This is a genomic window from Proteus appendicitidis, from assembly GCF_030271835.1.
Lineage (GTDB): Bacteria > Pseudomonadota > Gammaproteobacteria > Enterobacterales > Enterobacteriaceae > Proteus > Proteus appendicitidis.
On record NZ_CP127389.1, the window covers coordinates 2,966,382 to 2,982,352 of the forward strand.

Genomic DNA, 15,971 nt, shown 5'->3' on the forward strand with positions numbered 1-15,971 from the left:
GTTATCATAATAGCCAAATAAATATTATTAACTAAGATATTATTAATAATAAATAAGCTTCAACTATCACTTAAACTATTTATTAAAATTTATTATTCATCATCCATGTATATAACTAAACACATAAGTTTCATATCAATAAAAAAACATATTTCATATAAGGAATGAATTTTTATATTAAAATTACATGTATAGAAAATGATTATATCAATATATATTACAACCTGTTTTACCTTCTGCCTTGCAAATAATAAAACAAAGTATGATAAAAATCATAATAAAATAATGTACTTTCATTCCTAAAATAGGTATCCGATATCTATTATCTTTTATAATACAATGATTTTTATTCTTACATTCAAAACGTTGCTCACTTTTATCAATTATTCCTCCCCTAACTCCCTCTTTTTTCCCTATCAACTGGCTGATTAAAAAAAAAGCAAACAATTGTTTAATTTTTCATTTCACTCTTTTTCAAACAACGTATGGAACATTAACCTAATCAATGAATGCTTGATAGTTATAATCATTAGTAAAAATTTAGATATTAGTCAGAATCACTATGAAAAATTTATAAATAACACTGGGAAATGAATTAATAAATTCCAACACTTGACATCTTTATTGGTATTAGGTATCAATAAATACAGATTATTGAGAACTTATCTAAGGATGTTTCATGTTGAACGCAATTTTACTATCAAGCCTACTACTACTCGCAACTTTGATGCGCGGTCGGCTTATGGGTAAAAAGTGAAACACACCTGCCCTTAGAGAGAAAACCCGCGCTAGTCGCGGGTTTTTTTATACCTGGGAGAGCGCAAACAGCAAATAAAAAGAGAAAGGAACAGATTATGAGCAATGACGTGATTATTTTTGATACCACATTGAGAGATGGTGAACAAGCATTGCAGGCGAGCTTAAGCGTAAAAGAGAAGTTACAAATTGCTTACGCTTTAGAGCGTTTAGGTGTGGATATCATTGAAGCGGGCTTTCCTGTTTCTTCCCCTGGTGATTTTGAATCTGTGCAAACCATTGCACGAGAAATCAAAAATAGCCGTATTTGTGCATTAGCGCGCTGCGTTGATAACGATATTGATGTTGCGGCGGAATCGTTAAAAGTCGCAGAAGCTTTTCGTATCCACGTATTCTTGGCAACCTCAGCATTGCATGCTGAACATAAATTAAAAAAATCGTTCGAAGATATTATTGAAATGGGCGTGAACTCAATAAAACGCGCTCGTCGCTATACCGATGATGTGGAATTTTCTTGTGAAGATGCAGGGCGTACTCATATCGATAATTTATGTCGAATTGTTGAAAGTGCAATTAATGCGGGTGCAACCACCATTAATATTCCAGATACCGTAGGTTATACAACACCTTATCAATTTGGTGGAATTATCACCAACTTATTTGAGCGTGTTCCCAATATTGATAAAGCCATTATTTCTGTTCACTGTCATGACGATTTGGGCATGGCTGTTGCTAACTCAATTACCGCAGTACAAGCAGGTGCAAGACAAGTAGAAGGAACAATTAATGGCTTAGGCGAACGTGCTGGTAACTGCGCATTAGAAGAAGTCATTATGGCGATAAAAGTCCGTGAGCAAATGATGAATGTTCAGACACGGATTAATCACAAAGAAATTTATCGTACCAGTCAATTAGTCAGCCAATTATGTAATACGCCAATTCATGCTAATAAATCTGTTGTTGGCTCCAATGCATTCGCGCATTCATCGGGTATTCACCAAGATGGCGTTTTGAAGAACCGCGAAACCTACGAAATCATGACGCCAGAATCTATCGGATTAAAAGAAGTACAACTGAATTTAACTTCTCGCTCTGGTCGTGCCGCAGTTAAACATCGCATGGAAGAGATGGGATATCGTGAAACAGATTACAACTTGGATAATTTATATTCTGCCTTCTTACGTTTGGCAGATAAAAAAGGCCAAGTCTTTGATTATGATTTAGAAGCTTTAGCATTTATGGGGCAACAGCAACAAGAGCCTGATGAGTTTGTAATGAATTATTTTAATACTCAATCTGGTTCATCAACCGTTGCTACCGCGAGTGTCAGCATCACTCATGGTAATAAAGAAATTACTGAAGCAGCAACTGGTAATGGTCCTGTCGATGCGGTTTATCAAGCCATCTCTCGCGCAACAGGTTATCCATTGAAATTAGTCACTTACCAATTAACTGCTAAAGGTGAAGGTCGAGACGCCTTAGGGCAAGTTGATATTGTTGTTGAATATCAAGGACGTAAATTTCATGGAATGGGTTTAGAAACTGACATCGTAGGTTCATCAGCAAATGCCATGATCCACGTTATTAATAGCATTTGGCGCTCAGAGCAAGTCGAAATAGAAAAACGCAAACAACATACAACACAAGAAGCGGTTTAATTATGTCAAAAAATTATCATATTGCAGTATTACCCGGAGATGGTATTGGCCCTGAAGTCATGGCTCAAGCACAGAAAGTGATGAAGGCAGTTAGTGAACGTTTCTCACTCAATATCACAACAAAAGAATACGATATCGGTGGCATTGCCATTGATAATCATGGAACTCCGTTACCCGCAGATACTTTAGCTGGTTGTGAACAAGCTGATGCGATTTTATTTGGTTCTGTCGGCGGCCCTAAATGGGAACATTTACCCGCAAATGAACAACCAGAACGTGGGGCTTTATTGCCATTACGTAAGCATTTTAAATTGTTCTGCAATTTACGCCCTGCTCGCTTATATGAAGGTTTAGAAGCCTACTGTCCATTACGCGCGGATATCGCACAACGTGGTTTTGATATTTTATGTGTGCGCGAATTAACCGGTGGTATCTATTTCGGTCAACCTAAAGGTCGTGAAGGTGAAGGCGCGCAAGAGCGTGCTTTTGATACTGAAATTTATCATCGTTATGAAATTGAACGTATTGCACGTTTTGCGTTTGGATCAGCACGTAAACGCCGTCATAAAGTAACCTCAATTGATAAAGCTAACGTATTACAAAGCTCTATTTTATGGCGTGAAGTTGTAACTGAGATCGCAAAAGAATACCCGGATGTTGAAATTCAACATATGTATATTGATAACGCAACAATGCAGTTAATTAAAGATCCTTCTCAGTTTGATGTGTTGCTGTGCTCCAATATTTTTGGCGATATTTTATCTGATGAATGCGCAATGATCACTGGCTCTATGGGAATGTTACCCTCTGCGAGTGTTAACGAAGAACACTTTGGTTTATATGAACCTGCTGGAGGCTCCGCTCCTGATATAGCGGGTAAAAACATCGCTAACCCTATTGCACAAATTCTGTCAGCAGCACTGTTATTACGTTATAGCTTTAATGAAGATAATGCAGCTCAAACCATTGAAGATGCTATCACACAAGTATTAGCAAAAGGCTATCGCACTGCAGATCTCGCGGGTGATGGTAACGCAATCACAACCGCTGAAATGGGTGATCGTATCGCTCAGTATATTCGTGAAGGGGCATAACATGGGTAAAACATTATATCAAAAAATTTATGATGCACATGTTGTCAGAGAAGTGAGTGATGAAACACCCATTCTGTATATCGATAGACATTTAGTGCATGAAGTGACATCACCTCAAGCCTTTGATGGATTAAGGACAAAAGGTCGCCCTGTTCGTCAACCGAATAAAACCTTTGCAACGATGGATCATAACGTATCAACACAAACTAAAGATATTAATGCTTGTGGTGATATGGCAAGAATTCAAATGCAAGAGTTAATGAAAAACTGCCAAGAGTTTGGTGTCACACTGTATGACTTAAACCATCCTTATCAAGGGATTGTTCATGTAATGGGGCCAGAACAAGGCTTAACCTTACCGGGAATGACTATTGTTTGCGGTGATTCACATACAGCAACTCATGGTGCTTTTGGTTCATTAGCTTTTGGGATTGGGACTTCTGAAGTTGAACATGTTTTAGCAACGCAGACCTTAAAGCAGTCTCGTGCTAAAACATTAAAGATAGAAGTTCAGGGAAAAACCGCCATTGGGATCACAGCAAAAGACATCGTATTAGCCATTATCGGCAGATTAGGCAGTGCAGGTGGAACAGGTTATATCGTTGAATTTGCAGGTGAAGCCATTGAAGCCTTAAGCATGGAAGGTCGAATGACCTTATGCAACATGGCGATTGAGATGGGTGCTAAAGCGGGTTTAGTCGCACCCGATGACACCACTTTTGATTACTTAAAAGGGCGTCAATTTGCGCCTAAAGATCAAGCATGGGATGAAGCCGTCGCTTATTGGAGAACCTTAAAATCTGATGATGATGCAACTTTTGATGCCACGGTGACTATTAATGCTGCCGATATCGCACCACAAGTTACATGGGGCACCAATCCAGGGCAAGTTATTGCTATTGACCAAATAGTTCCGTTATTAGATAGCTTTAGTGATCCGGTTGAACGCGCATCTGCTGAAAAAGCCTTAGCTTATATGGGATTAAGTGAAGGTGTTAACTTAACCGATGTCGCTATCGACAAAGTCTTTATAGGTTCTTGTACAAACTCGCGCATTGAAGATTTACGAGCGGCTGCTGAAATTGCAAAAGGTCATAAAGTTGCATCTCATGTTCAAGCGATTGTTGTTCCGGGCTCAGGACCTGTTAAAGCTCAAGCAGAAGCAGAAGGTTTAGATAAAATCTTTATTGAAGCTGGTTTTGAATGGCGCTTACCGGGTTGTTCAATGTGTTTGGCAATGAATAACGACCGATTAAATCCGGGTGAACGTTGTGCATCCACCAGCAACCGTAACTTTGAAGGTCGCCAAGGTCGTGGAGGTCGAACACACTTAGTCAGTCCTGCAATGGCAGCGGCAGCGGCTATTAACGGTCATTTTGCAGATGTTCGTACATTTGCAGTGGCATCTTAAAGGAGAACATGATGAATAAATTTACTCAACACACGGGTATTGCGGTTCCTTTAGATGCGGCAAATGTGGATACCGATGCCATTATTCCTAAGCAATTTTTACAGAAAGTAACGCGTACTGGTTTTGGTAAGCACTTGTTTCATGATTGGCGTTTTCTGGATGATGAAGGCACACAGCCTAATCCTACATTTATTTTAAATCAGCCAATTTATCAAGGTGCTTCTATTTTATTAGCACGAGAAAACTTTGGTTGTGGATCATCTCGTGAACACGCACCTTGGGCATTAACTGATTATGGTTTTCATGCTGTTATCGCCCCCAGTTTTGCTGATATTTTTTACGGAAATTCATTTAATAATCAATTATTACCAATCAAATTAAGTGATGATGAAGTCTCACAATTATTTGACTGGGTAAAAGAACATGCGGGTACACCGATTACTGTCGATTTAGTGGCACAAGAGGTCAGAGCGGGTGAATTACATTTCTCTTTTGAAATCGACTCATTTCGCCGCCACTGCATGATTGAAGGATTAGACAGTATTGGATTAACGCTACAACACCAAGATGATATTAGTGCGTATGAAGCAAAACAGCCCGCCTTTATGCGCTAACTAAAGTCATTTTTCACCTTCTTCTACTTTCTGTGATGTTTACTTTGTCATTCTTGCCGTAAATTCATTTACGGCTTTTTTTTTGCCTAATAAAAAAGCCAGTGATTAAACATCACTGGCCGGTAATCACCGAATGCTCAAATGGGGGAGTCTGTCAGTATTCGTAATTTGTGATAACTAACATGAGAGCTAACTTTAAACACAGACATTATCGGTCTAATATAAGGAAATTAAAATTGATCACTTTATCAAGGGATTTCCTCTTTTATGACCTCACCCCGCTTAGAGTTACAATTTATTCGCTTATGGCAAGCCTTTCAGGGAAAAGCAACTGAAACAACATTACAAGAATTAGCACAAACCCTGCATTGCACACGTCGTCATGTCCGCTCTTTATTAAATAAGATGCAAGAAACGGGTTGGATAAATTGGCAAGCAGAAGTCGGTCGAGGTAAAAAATCGACGCTTATTTTTCACTCTAATGCGCTAGAGATCCAACAAAATCGCGCTGAAAGATTAATAGAAGAGAATGATATTGAAAAGCTTGTCGCACTAATGGGTGATAAAGATTCTGTACGCCAAATGGTGCTTTCACAAATTGAAAAAAGCTTTCATCCCGGTCAACAACTACTGCGCATTATTTACTATCGTCCCTTTAGAAATTTATTACCGGGCACACCATTAAGACGTTCTGAACTACATTTAATGAGTCAGATATTCAACTCATTAATACACTTAAAAGAGGAAAATGGGGAAATTGAAGCTGAATTAGCGCATCATTGGCAAATGATCACAGAGCAACATTGGCGATTTTATTTGCGCCCTGCTGTCTATTTCCATCATGGTCGTGAACTCACTCTTGCAGATATCAGCACTTCTTTAATGAGAATGAAACACTGCAACCCTCTTTATGCACATATAGAACAAATTTCCTCGCCTCAACCTTATGTACTCGATATTTATTTAAGCGAAGCAGATAAGCAATTTGCAACGTTATTAGGTAGTCCACAAGCTGTTATTTTACCGCAAGAATGGGCATCACTTCCCTCTTTTGCACAGCACCCTATTGGCACTGGCGCTTATCAAGTTATCGCTAATGATAAAAATAAGCTGCAAATCAAAGCCTTTAATCGCTATTTTGGCTTACGGGCGCTATTGGATGAAATTGATATTTGGGTCGTTCCTGAACTAAATAACAAAATGGTTTGTTCAACTATTCATTTAACGGACGATGATACCAATAAAAATCCACTAGAAAGTCGTAAAGAAGAAGGATGTTATTTTCTTCTCTATGATAGTCGCTCGAAGCAGTGCCAACAGACTGAAATAAGAGAATGGTTAAGCAGTGTATTAACCCCTGTTAATATGCTCACACATTGCGATCCTTTCTATCAACGTCATTGGTTTCCAGCTTATGGGTTATTACTTCATTGGCATCACAGTAAATTAATACGCCAGCATCCTAAACCGACTTCATTAACAAAGCTCACTGTTACTCTTTATAAAGAGCATCATGAATACAGCACTATTGCAGACTTAATAAAAAGTATTTTATCTCAATATGATATTGAACTGACCATTCAAGTGCTGGATTATGAACAATGGTATTACGGTGAAGCTGAGAGTGATATTTGGTTGGCGACAGTAAACTTTTATAAGCCTTTAGAGTTCTCAATTTTTGCTGCACTTTATGAGTTACCACTCTTTCACCAATGTTTGGGCGCATCGTTCTCACAAGAGCTAACATTATGGCACCAAAAATCTTTGCCTCTTGAAGAGTGGTGTCGCCAGCTAACACAAGATATTTGGCTTTATCCTTTATTTCACCATTTATTAGAGCTACAAGGGCAGAGAACCATACGAGGTGTCAAAATGAATACTTTTGGTTGGTTTGATTTTAAATCAGCGTGGTTTACACCTGATATTGATATACCAAGATTAAAATAGGTTATCGTCTCTTTTCCGTGTGCAAATTAGCCATTATTTACGTTAATTCACAGAAACCTTGAAAGTTATAAACACCCACATAAATGCTTAGGGGATTTATTCACTTTTTCTGTGGATATCTATGTGAAAAAGAGTGAGATAATCAGGGTATAGTTTTTATATTGTTAGAAAGGCTGTTGATACAATTTTTAAAATATCACTTATAATTCAAATTAGTAGCTAGATTTCAATGCCTATTTCAGCGATTGGATAAAACAATTAAAATACACACCTGCTTAAATCGCGCAAAAAATAGCCACAGGGTGTTTTATCCACAGGTTATGCCGATTAGTTAGACAAAATAGGATAATTTTGGCAAATATCTGCAAAAGTCAAGGCTGTAAATCAGAACAGTGATCTCACTTTCTGTGAGTTATCCCATAAAGCTGTGGATAACCTAGTGTAAAAGCCTGTTTATGATTTCAGGATAACCGTGCACAACTTGGAATTATAAATTTCAATTGGCGAGTTAACTCAAAAAAATGATGATATATCATGCTATTATGATTTAAATAAAATAAAGCTAAATACGTTATCAATAACCTGTTTTTTCTGTCTATTATTTATACAAGAAGATAATAACTATGTTTACGCCACCAGTAGCGCCCGAAAATGAGCAAGTTTTATTTGAACGAGCAAAAGCGCTTGCAGGTTATACTTTTGGTGAACTTGCCGCTTTTGCACAACTTCCTATCCCAATGGATCTTAAAAGGGATAAAGGCTGGGTAGGTATGTTGTTGGAATATTATTTAGGAGCAAGTGCAGGTAGCAAACCGGAGCAAGACTTCAGTGAATTGGGCATTGAACTTAAAACAATTCCGATTGATAGATTAGGAATGCCTTTAGAAACGACTTTTGTTTGTGTCGCAGCATTAACCGGAAACAGCGGTATTACATGGGAAAACAGCCATGTAAAACGTAAACTCTCAAAAGTATTATGGGTGCCTGTTGAAGGAGAAAGGGAAATACCATTAGCACAACGCCGCGTTGCTTCACCATTACTTTGGCGCCCTAATAGTACAGAAGAAGAACTGTTACGTCATGATTGGGAAGAACTAATGGATATGATTGTGTTGGGTAAAGTAGAAAGCATTACCGCACGTCACGGACAAGTCTTACAAATCCGCCCGAAAGCAGCTAATAGCAAGGCATTAACCGAAGCCATTGGTGAAGATGGACAACGTATTATGACATTGCCAAGAGGCTTTTATTTAAAAAAGAATTTTACCGCGCCACTGCTTGCTCGTTATTTTCAGCTTTAACGTTAACGAATTTAAGCTATTTGTTATCAATAAAACAGCCCCAAATTTATTGGAGCTGTTTTTTAAGTGATGGGATCTCAATGATTAAAAAATCACAACTGCTTTTCCACTAATGCCAAAGGTGACCATGTCGATAACGAAATAGTTTCGTGATTGTTCACAACAGTAAATTGTTGCTGATTGAATGTTGCCATATCTTGGATAATATTTGCCAACCCTTGTAATGATAACTCTGAGGATGTTTCAGTAACTGAAATAACCGGTTTCTGTTCTTTTTCATTAACCTCATTTACTGCCACTTTTACATTTAGTGTAAATTGCTTATCTTGAGTTTGATATTGTGTATTATTTCCCACTTGAGATGAAATCAATGTTTCATGTTCCGCCAATCCAGTCACTAAAATATGACTGTTTTTTCCTTCATCATAAACCGTCACATGACCTTGTCGTTTTTGCACCACATATACATTGCTACCTTCACCGCCACTCAGATAATCATGACCAAATTGAGAAATTAACAAATCGTTGCCTTCACCTCCACTTAAGCGATCATTACCTTCCCCTGCAATTAAAATATGATGCCCTTTATTAACAAGAATATTATCATCACCTTTTCCACCATCAATAACTGAGCTAGTATTATTATGATTAATAACAATATCATTCCCATCATTCAGTTCAAGAATAGGCAATAAATCAATGAGTTCTTTTGGTTTGTCTGCAAGTGTTGCTGATAATAGTGTTGAATTAAGCACTACCGAACTAACGCCATAGGCAGATAATGCCGCTTTATTTAAACTAAGTGATTCAGGGATCACCAATACATCATCACTTTTGCTTATATTTAAATTCAAATTAACAACAGGCATAAGAAAATTTGAATGACTATCTTTAGTTGGTAATGTAAAAACAACATTATCTTTATCTATTAATCGAATAGTCGCGTTGGTATCAACAATTTTATTTAATAGCTCTGCTTCAAAACATAGCGTTAAATAATCATCAGGAAGATAACGATGAGATAAAAGACCATCTTTAAATGTTAAATCAAAACCACTTATATCAGTTAAAAAGAAATGGCTTACATCATTATCAGTTAATTTATCAATATGATCAGATAGTGAGATATTCACCCTTTCATTGTTACTTTTTGTTAAAAATGTTTTTATTTGATAAGTATCATTTCCCTGACTTAATTTAATGTATGAGTTAGCCTCAATACCAATATAATGATTATTTTGGTTATTGCCGTGAATACCAAGTCGTAAATTTGTTCCAGATGAGAAACCACTGTATTCAAATTCTGGCAATAATTTTATATTTCTACTCTGACTTTTAAAAGCAGTCACAACTAAATTATCATACTCATTAATATAAAAATCTTTAATTGCTAATTTTGATTCATTATATTTCTCTAAATAACTAAATTTGTATAATATTTTATCTTTCGTATTTTCATCCAAAGTGAGTGTAAAACCATCTTGAGTTATTAATGTATAGCGATGTGAATATATGTTATTTACTGAATCATCATAAACATTTTTCAATGTCACAGAATGATAAATATATTTCCCCTCATGATTTTCATTATTAATTTTAAAATCAAAAATAATATCTTTTTTATTACGTTTTATTGATATTATTTCATCAAAACAATAATTAAACCTTACAACACTAGTTCCTAACTTATTAGTTTCATTAATAATGGTTTCAAATAATTTATTATAACTCTGCTCTAAAGAAGATCGTAAAATAACATAGCTATCATTGCCCTCACCGCCTTCAGCATAACCTTCATTTAAGACAAGTGTATCATTTCCCCCTTTACCATATAAATGATCAACACTACCAGCACCATTTAAATAATTAGCCTCTTCATTACCCAAAATATAATCATCACCCATTTCACTGCCAATAACATTTTCAATACTGTCTAAATAGGCAATAACTTGCTGATCTTGTAGCTCTATATTCGGCATTGTATCAATAAGTTTTTTCGAATAAAAATGCCCTTCATTTTGATAAAGATAAAGTTTTGAATGAAAACTTTGGCTATTAGTTTTATCTTCTGAGTTTTGAAATTTAACGTAATTATGTTGCAAATCGACTTTATACCCCGTGTATTTACCCGCAGTTTTTATCAGACGAAGTGTGTCATTTCCTTCTCTACCATAAAAACGGCTCGCATAATGAGGTGACTCAGATGCAAAGACATTAAATACATCATCTTTTAACCCCCCACTTAATCGCTTAGTGCCATTATAAATATCAAATGTATTTTGAGTTATTGAGGGTGCAGCAATAATATCGTTACCATTGTGTGTATTAAAATAAAGCACTGCATTTTCATGCCAATCCGAAGTATAGTATTTTTCAATATTATTAGTTTTTATTAATCCATTCTCTAATTTACTTTCTCCTAATTTATTAATCACATATTCTTTATTCGTTTTACTATTCTTAAAAAATTCCTCGTCCACTATTTCGCCAAAAATAACGCTTTCATCGTCAGAAACAATTTTTATTGTATATCGGTTTAGCTCATTAACATAAAAATCCATATCAAAAATAAGCTTTTCATCTGTGGCAATTGCTTCTTTAGGTAAATAATATTTATATGCTGTTTTTTTAGCACGCAGATAAGGAGTAATAGATGAAATCTCTTCAGCCTCTTTTTGGCTTATATTTTGAAATATTCGTTTGGAGATAAAATCTTTTGAAGGCATTAAAATAGAATCAACGGTTTCTTCTATTAATGTAGGAATAACTTTATAATAATAATGCTCTTGATAAATCTGTTTTTCATTTGTATAAAAATAGCTACTATTAGCGCTTTGTTTTTTTATTTCTTCAAAATGAGTTAGTGCTTTTTTATCAATCATCTCTTCAAGTTGATTTTCGGTGTCTAAATATATTATCTCATTTTTCTTATCTGCCGTAATATCCCCCATAAGAAAGGCATGAAAACCATTATTGAACTCTTCTATTGGCGTAAATTTGACTTGTTTTTTTGCCTCTTCAATTAATCTTACGGCATTATAAATTGAAGTTGCCAATGCAATCAAAGCACCTGCGGCAATACCGACAGGTCCTGCAATTGCTGAACCTGCAAGCATAGCTATAGAAATTCCTACAGTAACAAGCCCTGAAACAATAGCGAATGAACCATCAACGATATAATCAATTTTTCGCTTTTCATCAGTTTCACCAGAAATACGGCTGAAATTATCATAAGCATGATAAATATCAAATCCAACTGAAAGAATATTAAGCGCAACCCCTACTCGCGTGCTTATCTTGCTCGCATATTCCAAAGGATTGTGTCGATATCGTAATAATCCTTTTGCTATTGCAATTTCAATAATTTCAGAAACCCCATTAAATGTCATCTCAGACCACATTAATGACAAGTTAGTGATGATTTCTTTTCGTTGTTGTAAAGATAGATTGGGATTATTGAGTTGTTCGGCTAAAGAAAACGTATTATTAACAGACTGCCACATAGAATAACTAATATTAGCATAACCTACCTTACTCAATATTTTCATATGCCTAGATATTTTTAATGAAGGTTTTCTAATGCTATCCCAATAATGTTCATCAAATGCACGTTTTTCTAATTCTAGAATTTTAACCAATCGCTCATAACTTACAAGGTAATCAATACGTTCAGCATCAATTGAAATTAACTTTTTTATATTTTCTTCTTTATTATTTAATAAACTTTTAATAATAGAAATAGCTTGTTTATCATCATCTGTTCCTGAAGCACTTAAGAAATAATCATTTATCTTATCCGCATCGAATGTAAGATTTGAATAATCATGATTTATTTCAAAAATATCATCATGCTCTATTTTTTTATTATTAACTTTCGCACCTAAACTAATAAGTAACCTTTTATCCACTTCGATATCATGGATTTTTATTCTATTCTCTACCATTTCATTATTATTAAGACCTAAACTTAATTCAAATAAATTATCAGTTGATTTATTCTCATGTGTTCCTTTTTGACTTAATGCTCTTACCTCTGTTATTCCAGTTGATGATAAAATATCTTTATTGCTATTTAATGAAATTAAATAATCAATATCATTAATAGCAATATTATACTCCTGCTCATTTAAAGCTATTTTTAATAAATCAATCATCAATTTACTTTTATTAGGTTCATTAAAGTAATGAGAAAGTAAATCAATTGATGCATCACTTAAATAATTAATAGATTTAGGCGCATCATAAATATGATTTATTAATAATTTAATTCTATCTATATTATCAATTACAGTATCGTTTAAATAGTTAACATTATAGCTATTTCTCCACTCTTCTAAGGTTATATTTTCATTCACATATTGATTAAAAGCCTTACTTATTAATGGATCATAAATAGCAATATATAATTTATTCGATAATAAGGTGCTATTATCACTAGAGAAAACCGTTGAAATTTCTTTAAAATATTTATGTACTGCATATTCAACTGAAATTTTTCCTTCGATAATTTTATCTACTACATTTTTAATAGTCGCTGATCCTAATGATTCACCACGCAAAGATCCAAAAATATCATTCAGTCTGGAAGAATTTATCTTTCTTTCCGTTTTTTCATTAAATGTCGTTCTATGCTTATCAATACCAATACCTTTTAACTCGCCATCATATAAATCAAAAACTGGCTCTTGATAATTTATTTCATTAGCAATTTCTAATACAACATAATTTTTATTATTAATAATTTTATTTTTTATTACACGAAAATGTGTTCCCGGTGCAATAATTGCTCTTTCTGAACTACCAGAATAAAGACTGGTTAGTGGTTTTGCACTGTGTTTTCCAACAATAGAAATATACACATTATCAGACGATGCTTTCTTTACATTTTCAATATTACTAAAACCATGAAAAATACCATCAAAAGCGAGTAAACTCCCTTTTTCATAATTATTTTTTAAAATATCACTGCTTTTAACAGTAAATGATTTGTATATTGGTGTATTAATATCAGAATATTTAGACAACAAAGAAAAAAAACCAATTAATTTATTTTCATTCGTTTTATTTAAAAAAAGCCCATCTGTCTTAATTAATGATTCAAGTAATTTATAACCTATTTTTTTAAACCATTTTATATCGCTTACTTTTGAATAAAATTCAATTTTATCTTTTGTAGATAAAAGATGATTTTTATTATCCATTTTATTTAAAAGATCATTTTTATGATTATATTCTGATGATAATAAATTTATTTCATTCTTAGCATTATTATTGAGTTCTATTTCTGGTAAAAGTGTATTATTTTTAACATAAGAACCTTCATTAAATTTATTAAGTGAAGCTTCGTATTCTAACGTATATTTATTTTTCTTATCTATGCTTAATTTTCGTTTTATTTCATTTTTTGTATCAATAAATGTGGCAGAAATCTTTCGTTGGCTTGTAAAATAATTATTATTGACTCCATCGTTCCATTTTTCATTTAAAGGAGCAATATAGCCTAGATCAATCATAGATTGTTGAAATTTTGAAAATTCATCTGGTGATTGTAATACAATAGTACCATTATTATTAATATAAAATAAATCATGTAATGTTTGATTTTTTGAATTAATCGGCTTATCAAACAATGATTTAGGAACAAAAAAAGTGGCAGGAAAATTGTCATGAATTACCGCAAAGGGATTAGCATCATCGGCACCATGATGGACTATTTCCATCCCACTTGATCTCCCCAATGCTGTGTTTAATTCGTTTTTTAGTTCTTTTATTTGCTGACTAATAAATCCTAACTGATGCCCTTCATTTTTTTCATATAGTAATTGATCATTGTACAATATTTTTTGCTTATCAGTGAGTTCATCATAATTTACACTTTGTTTCCATTCCTCCCAAGATACAGGCATATTAACGCGTGTATTTTTCCCTAAATGGCTATAAGGATAAATCACCGTAAATAAATCATAATCCGCAATCATCGGTTTATTGGATATAGGATCAGCTATCACCAATACAGGTTCTGTTCCAAATCTATTATGGTGTTGAACTAAATAATACTGTTTTTTCTCTATGGTTTTTGGCTCTAAAAAGAACTCATGTGTTTTATTATTGTGTATGACTTCAAAAATTAAAGGTGAATTTTTATCATAAAGATAATTGAGCACTTTGCTCTCTACCAATTCGTTCACTCTTTCGGCTGAAAGATAAAGCTCACTCACAGATGCAACCCCCGTGTTTATTGCATCTGCTACTGCTTTATTGTATTTCAAGAGATCTTTTTGCGCTGATGCTTTAGCTAATGATTGATCGACAGGAATAAAACCAGCCATAGGTCCCCAATCAGAACTTTTCGCCTTGATAGCTAAACTCTTACTACTATATTCTCCTGATGAAATTAATGAAGTTGAGTTAGTATCGATGGGTCTTACACCAATAATAAGCCCTTTTTCTTCTGCTATCTGAGAAAATATCGTTTGATCTTTAATTGGCATACCGACTTTTACTTCGTTTATCTCCTTTTTATTATTATTACTTAACGAATTTAATATTTTATTATTTTCTTTTTTATTTAATTCTGAAAAGCTATTATATTCTTCTCTATTCGTGAAGCTGATCTTCTTTACTCTTTTATTTTTACTTAATAATTCATTGTAGATGATATTATTGTTATAATCCTCGGCAGGATTTTCATAGGAGAAATAAATATTTGTATTTATTTCTAAATCAGCTGGAAAAATAAATTCATTTTTAGGAAGATAACTACTTAATATAATACCTTTTATTTCATTATTCTTGGCAATATTATTTTTATATAATAACAGTGCATTTTCTCTTTGATCGTTGTTTCCATGAATTAGTATATTTTGAGGTAATTGCCCTCTATGCTGTAGCCAAAGATGTTCTAATAAATCAGAACCTGCATTTTTGTTTGTTGATACATCAACAATAAATAAATCATATCCAGCCGCATGATATTCATCTACATATCTAAGGTAGTTCTTTTCTATTTCATCCGTTTCACTCAGAAGAATAATGACATTTTCGTTAATGTCCTTTCCTTTATCATTTAATGAATAATATGCATTTATTTTATCATTATTGATTTTCTTTAAAAGATCTCCCTCTGCTTTTATGAGTGTAAAACAAAATGAACCATCATTATTTATTAATAATTTATTTTCTTCCATTTT

7 protein-coding genes are annotated in these 15,971 nt (G+C 33.9%); 6 read left to right on the plus strand and 1 reads right to left on the minus strand.

Going from position 1 to position 15,971, the window contains the following annotated elements:
- The first annotated feature begins 854 nt into the window (after positions 1-854).
- The 6 genes from leuA to mutH all read left to right on the plus strand — a co-directional run bounded on the left by leuA (position 855) and on the right by mutH (position 8,781).
- Positions 855-2,414 carry a 2-isopropylmalate synthase gene (gene leuA, locus QQS39_RS13910; RefSeq protein ID WP_285804736.1) on the plus strand — a complete coding sequence of 520 codons (1,560 nt, stop codon included), beginning with the start codon at positions 855-857 and terminating at the stop codon, positions 2,412-2,414.
- 2 nt (positions 2,415-2,416) lie between these two features.
- Complete coding sequence (gene leuB / locus QQS39_RS13915; RefSeq protein WP_151435759.1) at positions 2,417-3,508, plus strand: 3-isopropylmalate dehydrogenase; 1,092 nt, start codon at positions 2,417-2,419, stop codon at positions 3,506-3,508.
- Between the two features lies 1 nt (position 3,509).
- Entirely contained in the window at positions 3,510-4,919 is a 1,410-nt protein-coding gene (gene leuC, locus QQS39_RS13920; RefSeq protein WP_151435760.1) for a 3-isopropylmalate dehydratase large subunit, read from the plus strand.
- An 8-nt stretch (positions 4,920-4,927) separates the two neighbouring features.
- Positions 4,928-5,533: a 3-isopropylmalate dehydratase small subunit gene (leuD, locus tag QQS39_RS13925; protein ID WP_151435761.1), complete on the plus strand. Its 606-nt coding sequence runs from the start codon at positions 4,928-4,930 to the stop codon at positions 5,531-5,533.
- 267 nt (positions 5,534-5,800) lie between these two features.
- A complete protein-coding gene (gene sgrR / locus QQS39_RS13930; protein ID WP_285804737.1) occupies positions 5,801-7,480 on the plus strand; it encodes an HTH-type transcriptional regulator SgrR in 1,680 nt (559 codons plus the stop codon).
- A gap of 623 nt (positions 7,481-8,103) precedes the next feature.
- Positions 8,104-8,781 (plus strand): DNA mismatch repair endonuclease MutH, encoded by a 678-nt coding sequence (gene mutH / locus QQS39_RS13935; RefSeq protein WP_151435763.1) that lies wholly within the window; start codon positions 8,104-8,106, stop codon positions 8,779-8,781.
- A gap of 92 nt (positions 8,782-8,873) precedes the next feature.
- Here the strand turns inward: mutH and QQS39_RS13940 are convergent, their stop codons facing one another.
- The gene (locus tag QQS39_RS13940) at positions 8,874-15,968 is read right to left on the minus strand and encodes an anthrax toxin-like adenylyl cyclase domain-containing protein (RefSeq protein ID WP_285804738.1); all 7,095 of its coding nucleotides are present in this window, start codon (positions 15,966-15,968) and stop codon (positions 8,874-8,876) included.
- Between the last annotated feature and the right edge of the window lie 3 nt (positions 15,969-15,971).

Bases quoted from the DNA above. Each gene is read 5' to 3' on its own strand.
- leuA (WP_285804736.1), top strand. From the start codon at position 855: ATGAGCAATGACGTGATTATTTTTGATACCACATTGAGAGATGGTGAA.
- leuB (WP_151435759.1), top strand. From the start codon at position 2,417: ATGTCAAAAAATTATCATATTGCAGTATTACCCGGAGATGGTATTGGC.
- leuC (WP_151435760.1), top strand. From the start codon at position 3,510: ATGGGTAAAACATTATATCAAAAAATTTATGATGCACATGTTGTCAGA.
- leuD (WP_151435761.1), top strand. From the start codon at position 4,928: ATGATGAATAAATTTACTCAACACACGGGTATTGCGGTTCCTTTAGAT.
- sgrR (WP_285804737.1), top strand. From the start codon at position 5,801: ATGACCTCACCCCGCTTAGAGTTACAATTTATTCGCTTATGGCAAGCC.
- mutH (WP_151435763.1), top strand. From the start codon at position 8,104: ATGTTTACGCCACCAGTAGCGCCCGAAAATGAGCAAGTTTTATTTGAA.
- QQS39_RS13940 (WP_285804738.1), bottom strand. From the start codon at position 15,968: ATGGAAGAAAATAAATTATTAATAAATAATGATGGTTCATTTTGTTTT.